The 16,377-nt window shown below is 64.5% G+C and carries 4 protein-coding genes; 3 read left to right on the plus strand and 1 reads right to left on the minus strand.

All coding sequences use genetic code 11. From position 1 onward, the window contains the following. Positions 1-320: 320 nt before the first annotated feature. On the plus strand, positions 321-13,913 hold the full coding sequence (locus tag KBZ08_RS13110) for an ELWxxDGT repeat protein (RefSeq protein WP_254973539.1): 13,593 nt from the start codon (positions 321-323) through the stop codon (positions 13,911-13,913). 108 nt (positions 13,914-14,021) lie between these two features. Then, positions 14,022-14,579: a hypothetical protein gene (locus KBZ08_RS13115; RefSeq protein WP_254973541.1), complete on the plus strand. Its 558-nt coding sequence runs from the start codon at positions 14,022-14,024 to the stop codon at positions 14,577-14,579. 748 nt (positions 14,580-15,327) lie between these two features. On the opposite strand, the gene KBZ08_RS13120 is transcribed toward KBZ08_RS13115, so the two are convergent. Beyond that, a complete protein-coding gene (locus tag KBZ08_RS13120) occupies positions 15,328-15,819 on the minus strand; it encodes a YajQ family cyclic di-GMP-binding protein (protein ID WP_106222458.1) in 492 nt (163 codons plus the stop codon). A 60-nt stretch (positions 15,820-15,879) separates the two neighbouring features. Here KBZ08_RS13120 and KBZ08_RS13125 point away from each other — a divergent pair, with 60 nt between their 5' ends. Beyond that, on the plus strand, positions 15,880-16,368 hold the full coding sequence (locus KBZ08_RS13125; protein ID WP_254973543.1) for an MAPEG family protein: 489 nt from the start codon (positions 15,880-15,882) through the stop codon (positions 16,366-16,368). Positions 16,369-16,377: the final 9 nt, after the last annotated feature.

Consider the following 16,377-nt stretch of genomic DNA (forward strand, 5'->3'; position numbering starts at 1 on the left):
GCTGGAGGGACAGGCAGACACCGGGGTGGACGGCGGAATGTCTCCCCAAGCATGGGGGCTGGGATGGCCCGATGGGAAGACAGGCCTGGCGATTCGTCCATCCGGACCCAGGCTTCATCCATGCCCGTGAATGAAATCCGGGGAGGAATGATGTCAGCCTGGATACACGACATGCCGCCTAAGTGATAGGCGCATAGGCCGGAAGACATCTTTCTCAGACTATATGTAATAAGAATTATTACATAGGAGGAGGTGGGGAATGTCGGATGAAGATTCGGGTTAGGTTTTGGTGAATTTTCTTTGATGGTGGATGAAGGCCCATGGCTAGTTCGTCCTACGCGATCAATTTCAACGGCCTTCTGACGGAGCAGGGAGAACAGCAGGTCTTCACCTTTGATGGTGTCATCGGCGACAGAATCTTCTTCGACGGCATCGATGCCGATCCAGTCTTCGAGAACATCTCCTACAGCCTGATCGACCCTTCCGGGGCCACGATCTTCACCAACTTCGGCCACACCGCCGACACCACCCCAGCCACCCTCACCCTCAGCGGGACCTACCAGATCGTCATCCGGGGCGACGCCAGCACCACCGGCGACTACAACTTCAGCCTGCTCAAGCTCAATCAGGCCCCCATCCTTCCCCTGGGCGCCACGGTCACGGATGCCCTCACCCCGGGGATCAGGAGCAATGTCTATCGTCTGAATGGCACCAGGGGCCAGCGTCTCCAGTTCGACAGCCTGCTCGCGCCCCCCACCAGCACCACCTGGGTTCTCTACGGCCCCGGCAATCAGGCGCTCAACTCCTCCGGCACCTCCAGCGGCACGGATTTCAGCGTCACGCTGCCCGCCGATGGCGAGTACTACCTGGTCTTCGATGGCACCAATGCCACCGCCAGCGTCAGCTACAGCTTCCAGGTCAACGACATCAGTGATCCACCGCCCGCTTCCCCCACCGCCTTCCCCTTCAGCCAATCGGGGTCGGTGAGCGGATCTCCGGTTGATTTCACCTTCACGGCCGCCGCCGGAACTCTGCTCTATATCGACAGCCTCGACCCAGACTTTGACAGCGTCTCCCTCCAGATCCTCGATCAGGGCAACGGCAACGCCTCCATCTACAGCGCCAACGCCAGCTCTGATTCCTCGGCCGGTCTCATTCTGCCGCGTTCGGGAAGCTACACCGTCCGCGTCAATGGGTCGGGCGATTACAACTTCCGGATCCTCGATCTGAGCGCCAATGCCACGCCGCTCACCCTCGGCAGCACCACCAGCGGCCCACTGGCGGCAGCCGCAACGCAGATCTTCAGCTTCAGCGGCGCCGTGGGGCAGCAGCTGTTCTACGACGCCCTCGATTCGGATTTTGACAGCGTTCAGACGTATCTGATCGGCCCCAGCGGCACCACTCTCACCAACCTCTTTTTCGTCAACGCCTCCAGCGACAGCGACGTCTTCACCCTCAGCGAATCCGGCACTTACTATCTCGTCCAGCAATCCACCGTGCAGACGGCGACGGATTTCAGTTTCCGGTTGCTGCAGGCACCGGCCACGGATCTAGCCTTCGATACGGTCACCAGCAGCACCCTGGTCCCCCTCGGAACCGAGCTGTACCGCTTCACCGGCACGGCAGGCCAGCGCCTCGTCTTCGACAGCCAGTCACCATCGGCGTCCAGTGCCAGCGTGGTTCTGCGCGGTCCCAACGGTGAGGCGATCACCAGTGGCAATCTCGCGTCAGACTTCGAGATCACGCTGACGCGCACGGGTAGCCATATTCTCTATATCGATAGCACCAGTGCGAGCAGTATCCCCTACAGCTTCCAGCTCGTCACTCCCACCACTACCAGCACATCGCTGACATTGGGCAGTGCCGTCAGCGGCTCGATCAGCGAACCGGGCGAGCAGGACATCTACACCTTCACGGGCACCGCCGGGCAGCGCCTGCTTCTCGACGCCACCGTCAACAACAGCAGGGCTCTCTTCGCCACCCTGCGTAGCCCCAGCGGGGCCCTGGTGATCAACTTCGCCGACACCGATTTCGACAGCAGCCTGGTCACCCTCACCGAAACCGGCACCTATCAGCTGTCCATCGAAGGCCAGGTCGGCAGTGCCACCGGTACGGGCAACTACAACTTCCAGTTGATCGATGCCTCGACCGCACCGATCCTCCCGCTGGATACCGTCACCCCAGGCACTCTCACCCCTGGGGCTGAGAGTGAGTTCTACCGCTTCACAGCAGCGGCAGGCCAGCGTTTCGCTTTCGACGGCATCAGCGGCACCGGTCCGACCGTTCGAGTCTTCGATGCCGGCAACAGCCAGATCGGCAACGGCTCCCTCGGCTTCGACTTTGAGTTCACGACGCCGGAAGCCGGCACCTATCTGCTCCAGATCGAGGGCAGCGCCTTTGCCACCAGCCCCGTCAGCTACAGCTTCAGCCTTGTCACCCCCACCACCACCAGCACGGTGCTGAGCCTGGGCAGTGTCGTCAGCGGCTCAATCGGTGAACTGGGCGAGCAGGACATCTACACGTTCGCTGGCACCGCGGGTCAGCGCCTGCTGTTCGACGCCACCGTCAACAACGCCAGGGTCCTCTTCGCCACCCTGCGCAGCCCCAGCGGGGCCCTGGTGATCAATTCTGCCGACACCGATTTCGACAGCGGCCTGGTCACCCTCACGGAGACCGGCATCTATCAGCTGATCGTCGAGGGCTTGGTCGGCAATGCCAACAGCACGGGCAGTTACGACTTCCAGCTGATCGATGCCGCCGCCGCACCCGTCCTCACCCTGGACACCGAGACCGCAGGAACGTTGACCCCTGGAGCGAAGAGTGACTTCTATCGCTTCACCGCCGCGGCGGGCCAGCGGTTCGCCTTTGATGCCATCACCGGCACCGGCCCGAACTTCCGGGTCTTCGATGCTGGCAACACGCAGATCTTCTCTGGCTCCATCAACTTCGACTATGAGTTCACCACGCCGGAGGCCGGCACCTACCTGCTCCAGATCGAGGGCAACAGCAACACCGCCACTCCCGTCAGTTACAGCTTCCAGCTCGTCACCCCCACCACCACCAGCACGCCTCTGACCCTGGGCAGTGTCGTCAGCGGCTCGATCACCGAACTGGGCGAGCAGGACATCTACACCTTCAGCGGCACAGCCGGCCAGCGACTCTTCTTCGACGCCACGGTCAACAACACCAGAAGCATCCTGGCCACTCTGCGTAGTCCCAGCGGGACCACCCTCAGTTTCCTGGACGCCGATTCCGACGGCAGTCTGATCACCCTCACCGAACCTGGCACCTATCAGCTGATCGTCGAAGGCCAGGTCGGCGTTGCCAACAGCACGGGCGACTACGACTTCAAGCTCATCGATGCCAGCAATGCTCCCCTGATCACCCTGGGCACGGCCATTACCGGCACCCTCAGCCCAGGGAGAGAATCGGATTTCTATCGCATCTCCGGCACCGCGGGCCAGCGGCTCACTTTCGACAGCCTGGCCGCCGCGACGGGGGCCAACTGGCGTCTGTTCGACCCCAACAACGTGACGGTGGCGGGATCCAGCGTTGGTGCCGGCACGGATTTCACGGCCTTTCTGGATGCCACCGGCACCTACCTGCTGCAGATCGACGGCAGCAGTGCCAGCGATGTCAGCTACAACTTCAATGTAACGGGCACCATCGACCCGCCGCCCGCCGCACCCACCGCCTTCCCCTTCAGCCAATCGGGGACGGTATCCGGATCTCCGGTCGATTTCACGATCACCGCAGCCGCCGGGAAACTGCTCTATGTCGACAGCCTGGACCCGGATTTTGACAGTGTTTCCCTGCAGATTCTCGATCAGGGCAATGCCAACACCGCCATCTACTCCGCCAATGCCGGAAGTGATTCAGGTGGGGGTTTCGCTCTGCCGCGTTCGGGAAGCTACACCGTCCGGATCAACGGAACCGGTGACTACAACTTCCGGATCCTCGATCTGAGCGCCAATGCCACGCCGCTCACCCTCGGCGCCGCCTCCAGCGGTCCCCTGGCGGCCGCTGCCACACAGATCTTCAGCTTCAGCGGTAGCGCAGGCCAGCGGCTCTACTTTGACGCGCTCGAAGAAGATAACGACTCCCTCAACCTGGTGCTGCTGCGCCCCGATGGAAGCTCGGTGCTCAGCAGCAGCGGCGAAGCGGACAGCTTCCCGACCTTCAGCCTCTCGGAAACGGGCGCCTACCACCTGCTGCTGGTCAACAATGCAACGACGGCGGCCGACTTCAACTTCGCTCTGAGGGATGTGGCCGCCGCCACGGCTCTGCCCTTCGACACCGTCACCAACGGCAGCCTTTCCCCCGGCCAGGAAACCGACCTCTTCCGCTTCACCGGCACGGCCGGCCAGCGACTCGTCTTCGACAGCCAGACCGCCGGTTTCCCCAACGCCACCTGGCGGGTCATCGGACCGGCCAACCAGTCCGTGGCCAACCAAAACATCAGCACCGACCTGGAGCTGAACCTCACCGCCGATGGCACCTACGTCCTGGCGATCGATGGCTCCAGCACCACCACGGTCAACTACGGCTTCAGCCTGATCACCCCCTCCACCACCACAACGGCCCTCAGCCTCAACAGCCCCGTCTCCAGCTCACTGAGCGAGATGGGCGAACGCGATATCTACACCTTCACCGGAACGGCGGGCCAGAGGCTCTACTACGACGCCCTCACCAGTGACTTCACCAGGAGCTTCCCCGTTCGCCTGATCGATCCCACCGGCGACATCGTCTTTCTCAACCAGCAGCACTACTTCGACAGCAGCGTTCCCTTCACCCTCACCGAAACCGGCACCTACCAGCTGCAGCTCGAGAGCACCTCATCCTTCTCCCTCGACACCGGCGCCTACAGCTTCCAGCTGCTCGATCTGGCCGCCGCCACAGCTCTGCCGTTCGACACCGTCACCAACGGCACCCTTTCCCCAGGCCAGGACACCGATCTCTACCGCTTCACCGGCACTGCCGGCCAGCGGCTCGTCTTCGACAGCCAGACCCCCGGATTCCCCTCCGTCAGTTGGCGGATCTTCGGACCGGGCAACCAATCCCTGGCCAACCAGAACATCACCAGCGACCTGGATCTCACCCTGAGCGCCGATGGCACCTACGTCCTGGCGATCGATGGAGCCAGCGCCACCAACGTCAACTACAGCTTCAGTCTGGTCACCCCCACCACCTCCACCACCGCCCTCAGCCTCAACAGCCCCGTCTCCAGCTCGCTCGCCGAAATCGGCGAACGGGACATCTACACCTTCACCGGATCGGTGGGCCAACGGCTCTACTACGACGCCCTCACCAACGACTCCAGCACGAGCTTCCCCGTTCGCCTGATCGATCCCACCGGCGACATCGTCTTTCTCAACCAGCAGCACTACGCCGACAGCAACACGCCCTTCACGCTCACCGAGGCCGGCACCTACCAGCTGCTGGTTGAGAGCACAGCGACCTTCTCCCTCGACTCGGGCGCCTACAGCTTCCAGCTGCTCGATGTCGCCGCCGCCACTGCTCTCAATTTCGACACCGTCACCAGCGGCACCCTTTCCCCAGGCCAGGACACCGATCTCTACCGCTTCACCGGCACGGCCGGCCAGCGGCTCGTCTTCGACAGCCTGACCCCCGGATTTCCCTCCGCCGCCTGGCGTCTCTTCGGACCGACCAACCAATCCCTGGTCAACCAGAACCTCACCACCGACCTGGAGCTGAACCTCACCGCCGATGGCACCTACATCCTCGCCATTGATGGGGCCAGCGCCACCAGCGTCAACTACAGCTTCAACCTGATCACCCCGACGTCCGCCCGGACCGGTGCACCCAACATCATCGTCGCCGACCGCACAGGGAACACCAACACGCCGATTCCGCTCAACATCGCCGCCAGCTTCGCGGCCAGCGATGGTAATGATCAGCGCAGCATCCTGATCTCCGGCGTGCCCAGCGGAGCTCTCCTCTCGGCGGGCACCAACAACAACAACGGCACCTGGACCCTGACTCCCGCCCAGCTCGCGGGGCTGACCATCACGGTGGCCAATGCCGCCAACTTCGCGCTCACCGTGACGGCCACCAGCGCCGAAACCACCGGTGACACGGCCACCACCACGGCCACGTTCTCCGTCATCGTCAACGTCGCCACCGGCATCACCGTCACCCCCACCTCCGGCCTGGTCACCACCGAAGCCGGTGGCAGCGCCACCTTCACCGTCGTCCTCGACAGTCAACCCACGGCGAACGTCACCGTCGGTATCTCCAGTTCCGACACAACAGAAGGCACCACCAACCTCTCCTCGCTCACCTTCACGCCGGCCAACTGGAACGTCCCCCAGACCGTGATCGTCACGGGCGTCGATGACCCTGCCATCGATGGCACGGTGGCCTATTCGATCGTCACCGCGGCGGCCACCAGCAGCGACCCCAACTACAACGGCTTCAATGCCGCCAATGTCAGTGTCTCCAACACCGACAACGACACCGCGGGGGTCACGGTTGCGCCCACCGGTGGCTTGTTCACATCGGAGGGCGGCGGCACCAGCCAGTTCAGCGTGCGCCTCACCAGCCAGCCGTCGGCCAACGTCAGCATCAGCATCGCCAGTTCGGACAGCACCGAAGGCTCCACCAACGTTTCTTCCCTCACCTTCACCCCGGCCAACTGGAATGCCTTCCAGTTCGTCACAGTCACAGGCGTCGATGATGGCGTTGTGGATGGCAATATCGCCTACACGATTCTCACCGGGGCGACCACCAGCACCGACGCCAACTACAGCGGGCTTGCCGTCGCCGATGTCGGTGTCACCAATGTCGACAACGACGCCGCTTCCTTCTCCATCAGCGACGTCTCCATCACCGAGGGCAACAGCGGCACCACCACCGCCGTCTTCACCGTCACCCTCAGCAATGCCGTCGCTGGTGGGACGTCCGTTTCCTACGCCACCGCCAACGGCACCGCCAGCGCCGGTACTGATTACGTCGCCACCTCCGGCACCCTCAATTTCACGGGTACCGCAGGCGAGCAGCGCACCGTCGCTGTCACCATCAACGGAGACACCGCCATCGAATCCGACGAGTTCTTCGTCCTCAACCTCTCCGCTCCCACCAACGGCGTCACCCTTGCCGACTCCCAGGGCGTCGGCACCATCACCAATGATGATGCGGCTCCCCTCCCCGTCGTCACCCTGGCTGTGTCTCCGGGCAGCGTCACGGAGAATGGCACCAGCAACCTTGTCTATACCTTCACCCGCACAGGCAGCACCACCAATCCCCTCACGGTCAACTACTCCGTCGCCGGCACCGCCACCAATGGCACTGATTACGGCCTGATCCCCGCCTCCATCACCTTCGCCGCTGGATCGGCTACCGCCACCGTCACCGTCGATCCCACCGGCGATGCTGTCGTCGAGGCGGACGAGACCGTTTCCCTGACCCTTTCCGCCAACGCCGCCTACACCATCGGCACCGCTGGGGCCGTCACCGGCACCATCACCAATGACGACACAGCGGGCATCACGGTGTCTCCTGCGCCGGACCCGATCCGGCCCAGGCAGCTGACCACCTCGGAAGGCAGCACGGACCCTCAGGTGCTCGCCGCCTGGCGGTTCAACGAGACATCCGGTTCGACCGCCTTCGCCGCAGCAGGTTCGGTCAATGGCTCGCTCCTGGGCAACGCCAGCTTCACGGCCGGGGGCTTGAGCGGTGGTGCCGTGACCATGTCAACGGCCGGCAATGGGTTTGTGGACATGGGGAATAACTTCTCGTTTGGAAACACCAACAGCACGTTTTCTCTGGTTTCCTGGGTGAAGCTACAGAGTGGTGACACCAATGGTTACATTGTGGCCGGACGCCACCAAGCTGGTGCGATCGCTGGATATTTCAATGGCATTAACAATACAAACAGTGGCTCCGGAGAGGTGACAGGTGGTGCGATTTTCTACCAGTCCTATCCCAATCCCGTCAGCAGCAATCTGAGTCTGAATGATGGCAACTGGCATCAGATCATCGGCGTCCACGACTTCAACAACGGAACTGCTTCGCTCTCCCGGCTGTATGTAAACGGTGAGCTTCGCGACACCGAAGGATACACTGGGTTTAACAGCTCTCTGGCTAACTTCAGTGTTGGTGGCATTCTGAATGCGGCCGGTACGCAGATGATTGGCGCCCTGACGGGCACCGTCGACGAGGTGAGCATCTGGAACCGAGCGCTCACGGCATCCGACGCCAGGTATCTCTATGCCAACCCGGGTGCCCTGGCTGTCACGCCCAGTTTCACGGTGGTTCTCAACAGCCAGCCCACAGACAACGTCACCATCGGGATCTCGAGCTCCGACACCACGGAAGGCACCGTCTCCACTTCTTCCCTTGTCTTCACACCCGCCAACTGGAACATTCCCCAGACCGTCACCGTCACCGGTGTCGATGACGCGATTGTCGATCGAGACGAAGGCGGCGTTGCCAACGGTGTCGGCGTCTCCTATTCCATCGTCACCGCCCCCGCTACCAGCGGCGACCCCAATTACAACGGTCTCAATGCCGCCGATGTCAGCGTCATCAACAACGACAATGACACGGCCTCCCTCTCCATCAACGACGTCACCATCATCGAGGGCAACAGTGGCACCACCACGGCCGTCTTCACCGTCACCCTCAGCAACGCGGTCGCCGGTGGCGTGTCCGTGAACTATGCCACCGCCAACGGCACCGCCACGGCCGGCTCCGACTACGTCAACAGCGTCGGCACCCTCAACTTCACCGGCACAGCCGGTGAAACGAAGACCGTCTCCGTCACCATCAACGGCGACACCACGGTCGAATCCGACGAAACCTTCTTCGTCAACCTCTCTGGCATCACCAAGGCCGGCGTCACGATCGCCGACGGCCAGGGACTCGGCACCATCACCACAGACGACGTCTCCCTGCCCGTCATCACACTGGCGGTCTCACCGGCCAGCGTTGCCGAGAACGGTGCCGCCAATCTCGTCTACACATTCACCCGCACCGGCGCCACCACCAATCCCCTCACGGTCATCTACACGGTCGGCGGCAGCGCCAGCAGCGACAGCGATTACGCCCCGATCGCCGCTTCCGTCACCATCCTCGCCGGCTCGGCCACCGCCACGGTGACCGTCGATCCCACCGCCGATGCGGTCCTGGAGCCCGACGAAACCATCGCCATCAGCCTTGCCGCCAATGCGGCTTACGTGATCGGTACTCCCGGCGCCGTCACCGGCACGATCAGCAACGACGACACCGCCTCCTTCTCCGTCAGCGACGTCTCGATCGTGGAAGGCAACGCCGGCACCTCCACCGCCGTCTTCACCGTCACCCTCAGCAACGCCGTCTCCGGTGGGGCATCGGTGTCCTACGCCACCGCCAACGGCACCGCCACCGCCGGTGTCGACTACGTCGCCGCCAACGGCACCCTGAACTTCACCGGCAATGCCGGTGAGCAGCGCACCGTCTCCGTCACCGTCACTGGCGACACGGCCGTGGAGTTCGACGAATCCTTCTTCCTCAACCTCTCGGCTCCCACCAACGGCGTCACCATCGCCGACGGCCAGGGGAGGGCCACCGTCACCAACGACGACGTCCCTCCCCAGCCCGCCGGCATCCCCGTGCTGTTCTTCTCTGCCGTCACCGCCGCCGGTGGCCGCGAGCTCTGGCTGACGGACGGCACGGCGGCGAGCACCCGGCAGGTGATCGATGCCGCCCCCGGGGCAACGGGAGCCTTCCCCTCCACCGTGCAGCTCGCCAACGGCAAGCTCCTGTTCGCCTCCGACGACGCCACCGGAGACACCGAACTCTGGGTCACCGACGGGACGACGGCCGGTACAAGCCAGCTGGTGGAGATCAACCCGATCGTCAGCTTCTCCAGCGCCATCGCCCCGACGCTCATCACGCCGTTCGATGGCGGCGCCCTCTTCTTCGCCGACGACGGCACCAGCGGCAACGAGCTCTGGTTCACCGACGGCACCGCCGCGGGGACACGCCTCCTCGCCGATATCCAGCCCGGCCCTACCGGCTCGCGCGCGGCGACCAACCCGGCCCGCCAGCTCACCGTCTCGGGCGGCAAGGTGTTCTTCACGGCCAACACCACAGCCGAAGGCAACGAGCTCTGGGTGATCGAGAGCGTCTCCGCCGGACCGCGGCTCGTCACCGAGATCGTTCCCGGCAGCGCCAGCAGCGCCATCTCGGTGCTCACCTCGTTCAACGACGGCGTCTTCTTCTATGCCAACGACGGTGTCAACGGGGTGGAGGCCTGGTACAGCGACGGCACCGCCGGCGGCACCCTCTCCCTCGGCAACCTCAGCCCGCTGGCGACCGCCCGGACCACCAACCCCACCGTGGTCGGCGACAGGGTCTTCTTCGCCATCGAGACCAGCAACACCCCGGGGGTGCTGGGGGCCGAGCTGTGGGTGTCGAACGGCACGGTGGCCAACACCACGCGGCTGCTGTCCAACGTCAGCTGGCCCATCAACACGGTGGGAGCCGTCAACGGCAAGGCCGTGTTCATCGCCAACGATGGGGTCAACGGCTCGGAGCTCTGGGTCAGCGACGGCACCCCCTCCGGAACGCGGCTTCTCAAGGACATTCAGCCCGGCGGCGTCAACAGCAACGGCGCCCTGGCCGCAGGCCCGGGAGCTCTGTTCAACGGCGAGCTCTACTTCCGCGGCACAACGACGGCGGAAGGGGCCGAGCTGTGGAAGACCGATGGCACTGAAGCCGGAACCGTGCTCGTCGCCGACATCAACCCGGGCACGGGCGGCAGCAACGTCAGTCTGCTGTTCAGTGGCGTCCTGAACGGGCGGCTCTACTTCCAGGCCTCAACCCCCGGCGAAGGTCTCGAGCTTTGGTCGACGGACGGCACCGCCGCCGGCACCTCACGGGTGGCGGACATCAATCCCGGCACGGCCAGCTCGACGCCGACCAACTTCTCGGTGCAGGTGCTGCCGCCGCCTGTGGTCTCGATCAGCCTGGCGCCCGCCGCCGCGGAGGAAGGGGAAGCCTTCATCCTCACCGCGACGCGGAGCGGAGCCGTGCTCAGCCAGCCCACCACCGTCACTTACACGATCACCGGGCCCGCGGCGACCGCCGGTGACATCTCCACGCCCCTGACGGGCACGATCACGATCCTCTCCAACCAGACCACCGCCACGCTCTCGATCGCCACGGTGGAGGACACGGTGGTGGAGGCCGACGAACCCTTCACCGTCACCATCACCAACCCCATCAACGGCTCGATCGGCACGGCAACCGCCACGGCCACGATCCTCAATGACGACGCCGCTGCCCTGTCCGTCATCACCCTGGCTGTCTCCCCCGCCAGCGTTCTCGAGAACGGCGCCACCAATCTCGTTTACACCTTCACCCGCACCGGCGCCACCACCACACCCCTCACCGTCAACTACGCCATCAACGGCACCGCCACAGGCGGCACTGACTACGCCGCCATCCCCGCCTCCGTCACCTTCGCTGTCGGCTCGGCCACCGCCACCGTCACCGTCGATCCGACCGGCGACACCGTCCTTGAGCCCAACGAAACCGTTTCCCTCACCCTCCAGTCCAACGCCGCCTACATCGTCGGCACCGCCGGCGCCGTCATCGGCACCATCACCAACGACGACGACGCCTCCTTCTCCATCAGCGACGTCTCCATCACCGAGGGCAACAGCGGCACCACCACCGCCGTCTTCACCGTCACCCTCAGCAATGCCGTCGCTGGTGGCGCTTCGGTGAACTTCGCCACTGCCGATGGCACCGCCACCGCCGGCTCCGACTACCTCGCCGCATCCGGCACCCTCAACTTCGCAGGCACCACCGGGGAAACCCAGACCATCTCCGTCACCATCAACGGCGACACCGCCTTCGAGCCCAACGAATCCTTCTTCCTCAACCTCTCCGCCCCCACCAACGGCGTCACACTCCTCGACGGCCAGGGCATCGGCACCATCACCAATGACGACGCCGCTCCACTGCCCGTCGTCACCCTCGCCCTCTCACCTGCCAGCGTCACAGAAAACGGAACAACGAACCTCATCTATACCTTCACCAGAACCGGCGCCACCACCAACCCCCTCACCGTCAACTACGCCATCAACGGCACCGCCACCAACGGCAGCGACTACGGCCTGATCCCCGCCTCCATCGTCTTCGCCGCCGGCTCGGCCACCGCCACCGTCACCGTTGATCCCACCGGTGACAGTGACGTTGAACCGGATGAAACCGTCAGCCTCACCTTGCTGGCCAATGCGGCCTACGCCATCAGCAACACCGGGGCCGTCACGGGCACCATCACCAATGACGACGTCGGCAACAGAGCTCCGGTGTTCGTCGCCGACCCGGCCAAAACCATCCGGCCCGGCCAGACCGCCACCTTCACCGGCGCCAGCCTCGTGGCCAACGACACCGACCCGGATGGCAATCCCCTCTCGGTGAGCCAGTTCTTCACTGCCACCAGCCAGGGCGGTTCGGTCGCCAACACCGCCTTTGACACCTTCACCTACACCCCTGCCGCCGGCTTCACCGGCACGGACATCTTCTCCTACGTGGTCTCCGACGGTGCCGGCGGCTTCACCAATGCCACCCTCGCGATCAACGTCGTCAATGGCGCTCCGGTGTTCGTCGCCGACCCCGCGATCACCATCCGGCCGGGGCAGACCGCCACCATCAACGGCGCGACGCTCCTGGGTAATGACACCGATCCCAATGGCGATCCCCTCTCGATCAGCCAGTTCTTCGCCAACACCAGCCAGGGCGGTTCCGTCACCAACACCGCCTTCAACACCTTCACCTATACCCCGTTCGCCGGCTTCACCGGCACCGACACGTTCGCCTACGTGATCTCCGACGGCTTCGGCGGCTTCACCAATGCCACCCTCGCCATCAACGTCGTCAACGGCGCTCCGGTGTTCGTCGCCGACCCGGCGATCACCATCCAACCCGGCCAGACCGCCACCATCCTGGGCGCCAACCTCATCGCCAACGACACCGACCCGGATGGCGATCCCCTCTCGGTCAGCCAGTTCTTCACGGCCACCAGCCAGGGCGGCACCGTGGCCAACACCGCCTTCGACACCTTCACCTACACCCCGGCCGCTGGCTTCACGGGCACCGACACCTTCTTCTACGTGATCTCCGACGGTTTCGGCGGAACCACCAACGCCACCCTTGCCATCAATGTGCAGGCCAAGCCGAGCGTTTCCGTGGCCGTTTCCCCTGCCAGCGTTCTGGAGAACGGCGCCAGCAATCTCGTCTACACGTTCACCCGTACGGGGCCCACCACCAATCCCCTCGTCGTCAACTATTCCATCGGCGGCTCCGCCACCAACGGGACCGATTACGGCCTGATCGGCACCAGCATCACCTTTGCGACCGGTTCCGCCACCGCCACCCTCAGCGTTGATCCCACCGGCGACAGCATCGTCGAGCCCGACGAAACCGTCGTCCTCACCCTGCTGGCCAACGACGCCTACACCCTTGGCACCGCCGGCGCCGTCACGGGCACCATCACCAACGACGACCTCGGCCGCACCATCACCGGCACGAAGAACCGCGATTCCCTGGTGGGAACGGCCGGCGATGACGTGATCACCGGGCTCCAGGGGGCCGACTCGGTCCGGGGCCAAGGCGGTGGCGATCGCTTCGTCTACAGGAGCATCGTCGATGCCGGCGACACGATCATCGACTTCAACAGGGCCGAAGGGGACAAGGTGGACCTGAAGGGGGCCCTGGCCAGCGTCGGCTACGGAGGAAGCACACCCATCACCGATGGCTACCTCAAGTTCGTAGCCAAAGGCGGCGACACCCTGCTGCAGATCGATCCCGATGGGTCAGGCCTGGCCGCCGCCCGGAACTTCATCCTGTTCAAGAACGTCTCGCTGGCCAGCCTCAGCAACCCGGACAATTTCATTGTCTGATCACGCGACGCCGTCCTGAAGACCAGATGAGCCCAACTTGAGCTAAGCTGAGAAGACGCTCAGGTGTTGGCTCCCACCCCCCCCCCGACCAACACGACATCCCCTCCCATGGCCCGCCTCCTCCCCAAACTTGCCTTCACAACGACAGGTCTGGCGCTGGGCATGGCGCTGGCCCAGCCGGCCCCTCTCAGGGCGGCGGTGGTGAATTACACCTTCGACATTCTGATCGACTCGGGCTCTTTGGCGCCCAACAGCTATTCCGGCACGTTCGCCTACAACACGAACACGCTCAATCTCACCGACTTCTCCTTCCTGTTCCAAGGCACCCAGTACGACGAGAACGACGATCCTGATGCTGCGGTCGTCTTCGACAATGGGGTCTTTCTCGGTCTCGAGTATTCGGTCGACACCCTGCCCGCCTTCTCTTTTGTGCCTGGCTTCTTTGATGTCAACGAAGCCTTCTTTGCTTACGACCTCGATGCCATCGGCAGTCAGGGGGGTGCGGGGAGCCTGGCCTTCACAAGGGTCGTGAAACCGGAGACTTCAACGGTTCCAGGCCCCCTTCCCCTGCTGGGGGCCGCGGCCTGCTTCGGCTACAGCCGGAGGCTCCGTCGCCGGCTCCAGGGCATGGCCACTCCCGCGGCCCACGCCATCACACCCGACTGACCAACTCCGTGGCAAGGGTGTCGCCACCAAAACCATGGCTGCTGCACATCTGCATCCATGGTGAAGATGCAGCAAAGGCAACGGTTCGGATCCGTCCATAACAGAATAATGATGGTGATCAGGCACTGAGGGGCCATGGGGCCGTCCAGCCATCGCACATCTGCAGCGGTCGTCCTCGCAGGCGTCGCGGCCGTCCTGCTGCTGCCCCCGCCGGCCCTGGCGCTGGATCTGATCTTCGTCTTCGACGGCCTGATCGGCACCTTCCGGGGTCTAGAGGCCGGGACGGCAACCAGTGCCCCACCGGCGACCGTTGAACTCAATTTTGCTTCCTCTTCGGGGTCTCCCAAGGGGATCTTCGAGACGGCGCCGCGCTGCCTGCTTCCCGACTGCGGCTTCATCTCCGTGACCGCCAACGTTTCAACATTCACCGCTCCAACCGTCTTCCATGGCCATAACAGTGGCTGGCAACTGCTGATCAGCCCCGTTCCAGGACAGCCCCCCGGCGCCGCGCCCTGGCCCCTTACTGGATTACTGCTCTATTGCCCAGGTTTTGAGCTGGCTGGCGAGCTGGACGATTGCCCAGCCCCCGCTCCTGGCACCGAGCCAAGATCCGGGTGGCTCTCACCGCCCCCGCACGGCGACCCCGGCGACCCGCCTGATCCTGCGGTCCCTGGCCCTCTGCCGGTCCTGGGGCTCGCCGCCGCCTTCCGCTGCAGCCGCCGGTTGAGGGCAAGAATCCGCGGCCGCCTCAGCGGTAGTTTTCAAACTGGAGCGGCACTTCCAGATCCTCCGCCCGCAGCAGGCTGATCACCTGCTGGAGATCATCCTTGTTCTTGCCGGTGACGCGCAGGCTTTCGCCCTGGATCGCCACGGTCACCTTCTTGACCTCATCGCGCACCTTCTTGCTGAGCTTCTTGGCCAGTTCCTGGCTGAGGCCCTTGCGCAGCTTGATCACCTGCTTCACCCGGTTGCCGCCCACCGGCTCGGGGGTCTGCAGGTCGAAGATCTTCAGCGACAGGTTGCGCTTGGTGGCCTTCTGGCGCAGCACGTCCACCACCGCGTCAAGCGTCATGTCGCTGGCGGTGGTGATCGTCAGGCTGGCCTCCTCCACGTCGATCTCGGTGTTGGAGTCCTTGAGGTCGTAGCGCTGGCCCACCTCGCGGCGCACCTGGTCGACGGCGTTCACCAGCTCCTGGCGGTCGAAGTCGGAGACGACATCGAAGGAATAGCTGTCGGCCATGGCACGGGCGAAGGCAAGGCAGCGCCAGCCTAGAAAAGAGACCCCAGCCGCCCTGTCCCGATGGCCACCTCCCTGCTCAGCCCCCTCCTGGCGGCCAGCGTCGCCCTGCCGGTGCTGCCGGCGGCCGCCGGCGGGGCCTTCGCCTGGTCGCTGGTGCTCTCGGGAGCCGTGGTGGTGCTCAGCCTGATCCCCCTGGGCGCCGCCCGCTCCCAGGCCGACTTCCAACCCTCCGACCTGGCCGCCCCCCGGGCGATGTTCGAGCGGCTGCCGGCCTGGGGCAAGCGGGCCAACTGGGCCCACCAGAACAGCTTCGAGGCCTTCACCCTGCACGCCCCCGCCTGCCTGCTGTGCCTGCTGGTGGCCCCCTCGGTGCTGGCGGCCGCCCCTTGGGTGCCCCTGGTGGCCTGGCTGCACCCCGCCCTGCGTCTGGGCTACATCGGGGCCTACGTGGCCAACGTTCCACCCGTGCGCAGCCTGTGCTGGGCCGGCGGCATCCTCTGCACCGCCCTGCTGTACTCCGAGGGGCTGCGGGCGGTGCTGCGCAGCTGAGTCAGCTGG

This window comes from Cyanobium sp. Candia 9D4, assembly GCF_024346155.1.
GTDB classification, from domain to species: domain Bacteria; phylum Cyanobacteriota; class Cyanobacteriia; order PCC-6307; family Cyanobiaceae; genus Cyanobium; species Cyanobium minutissimum.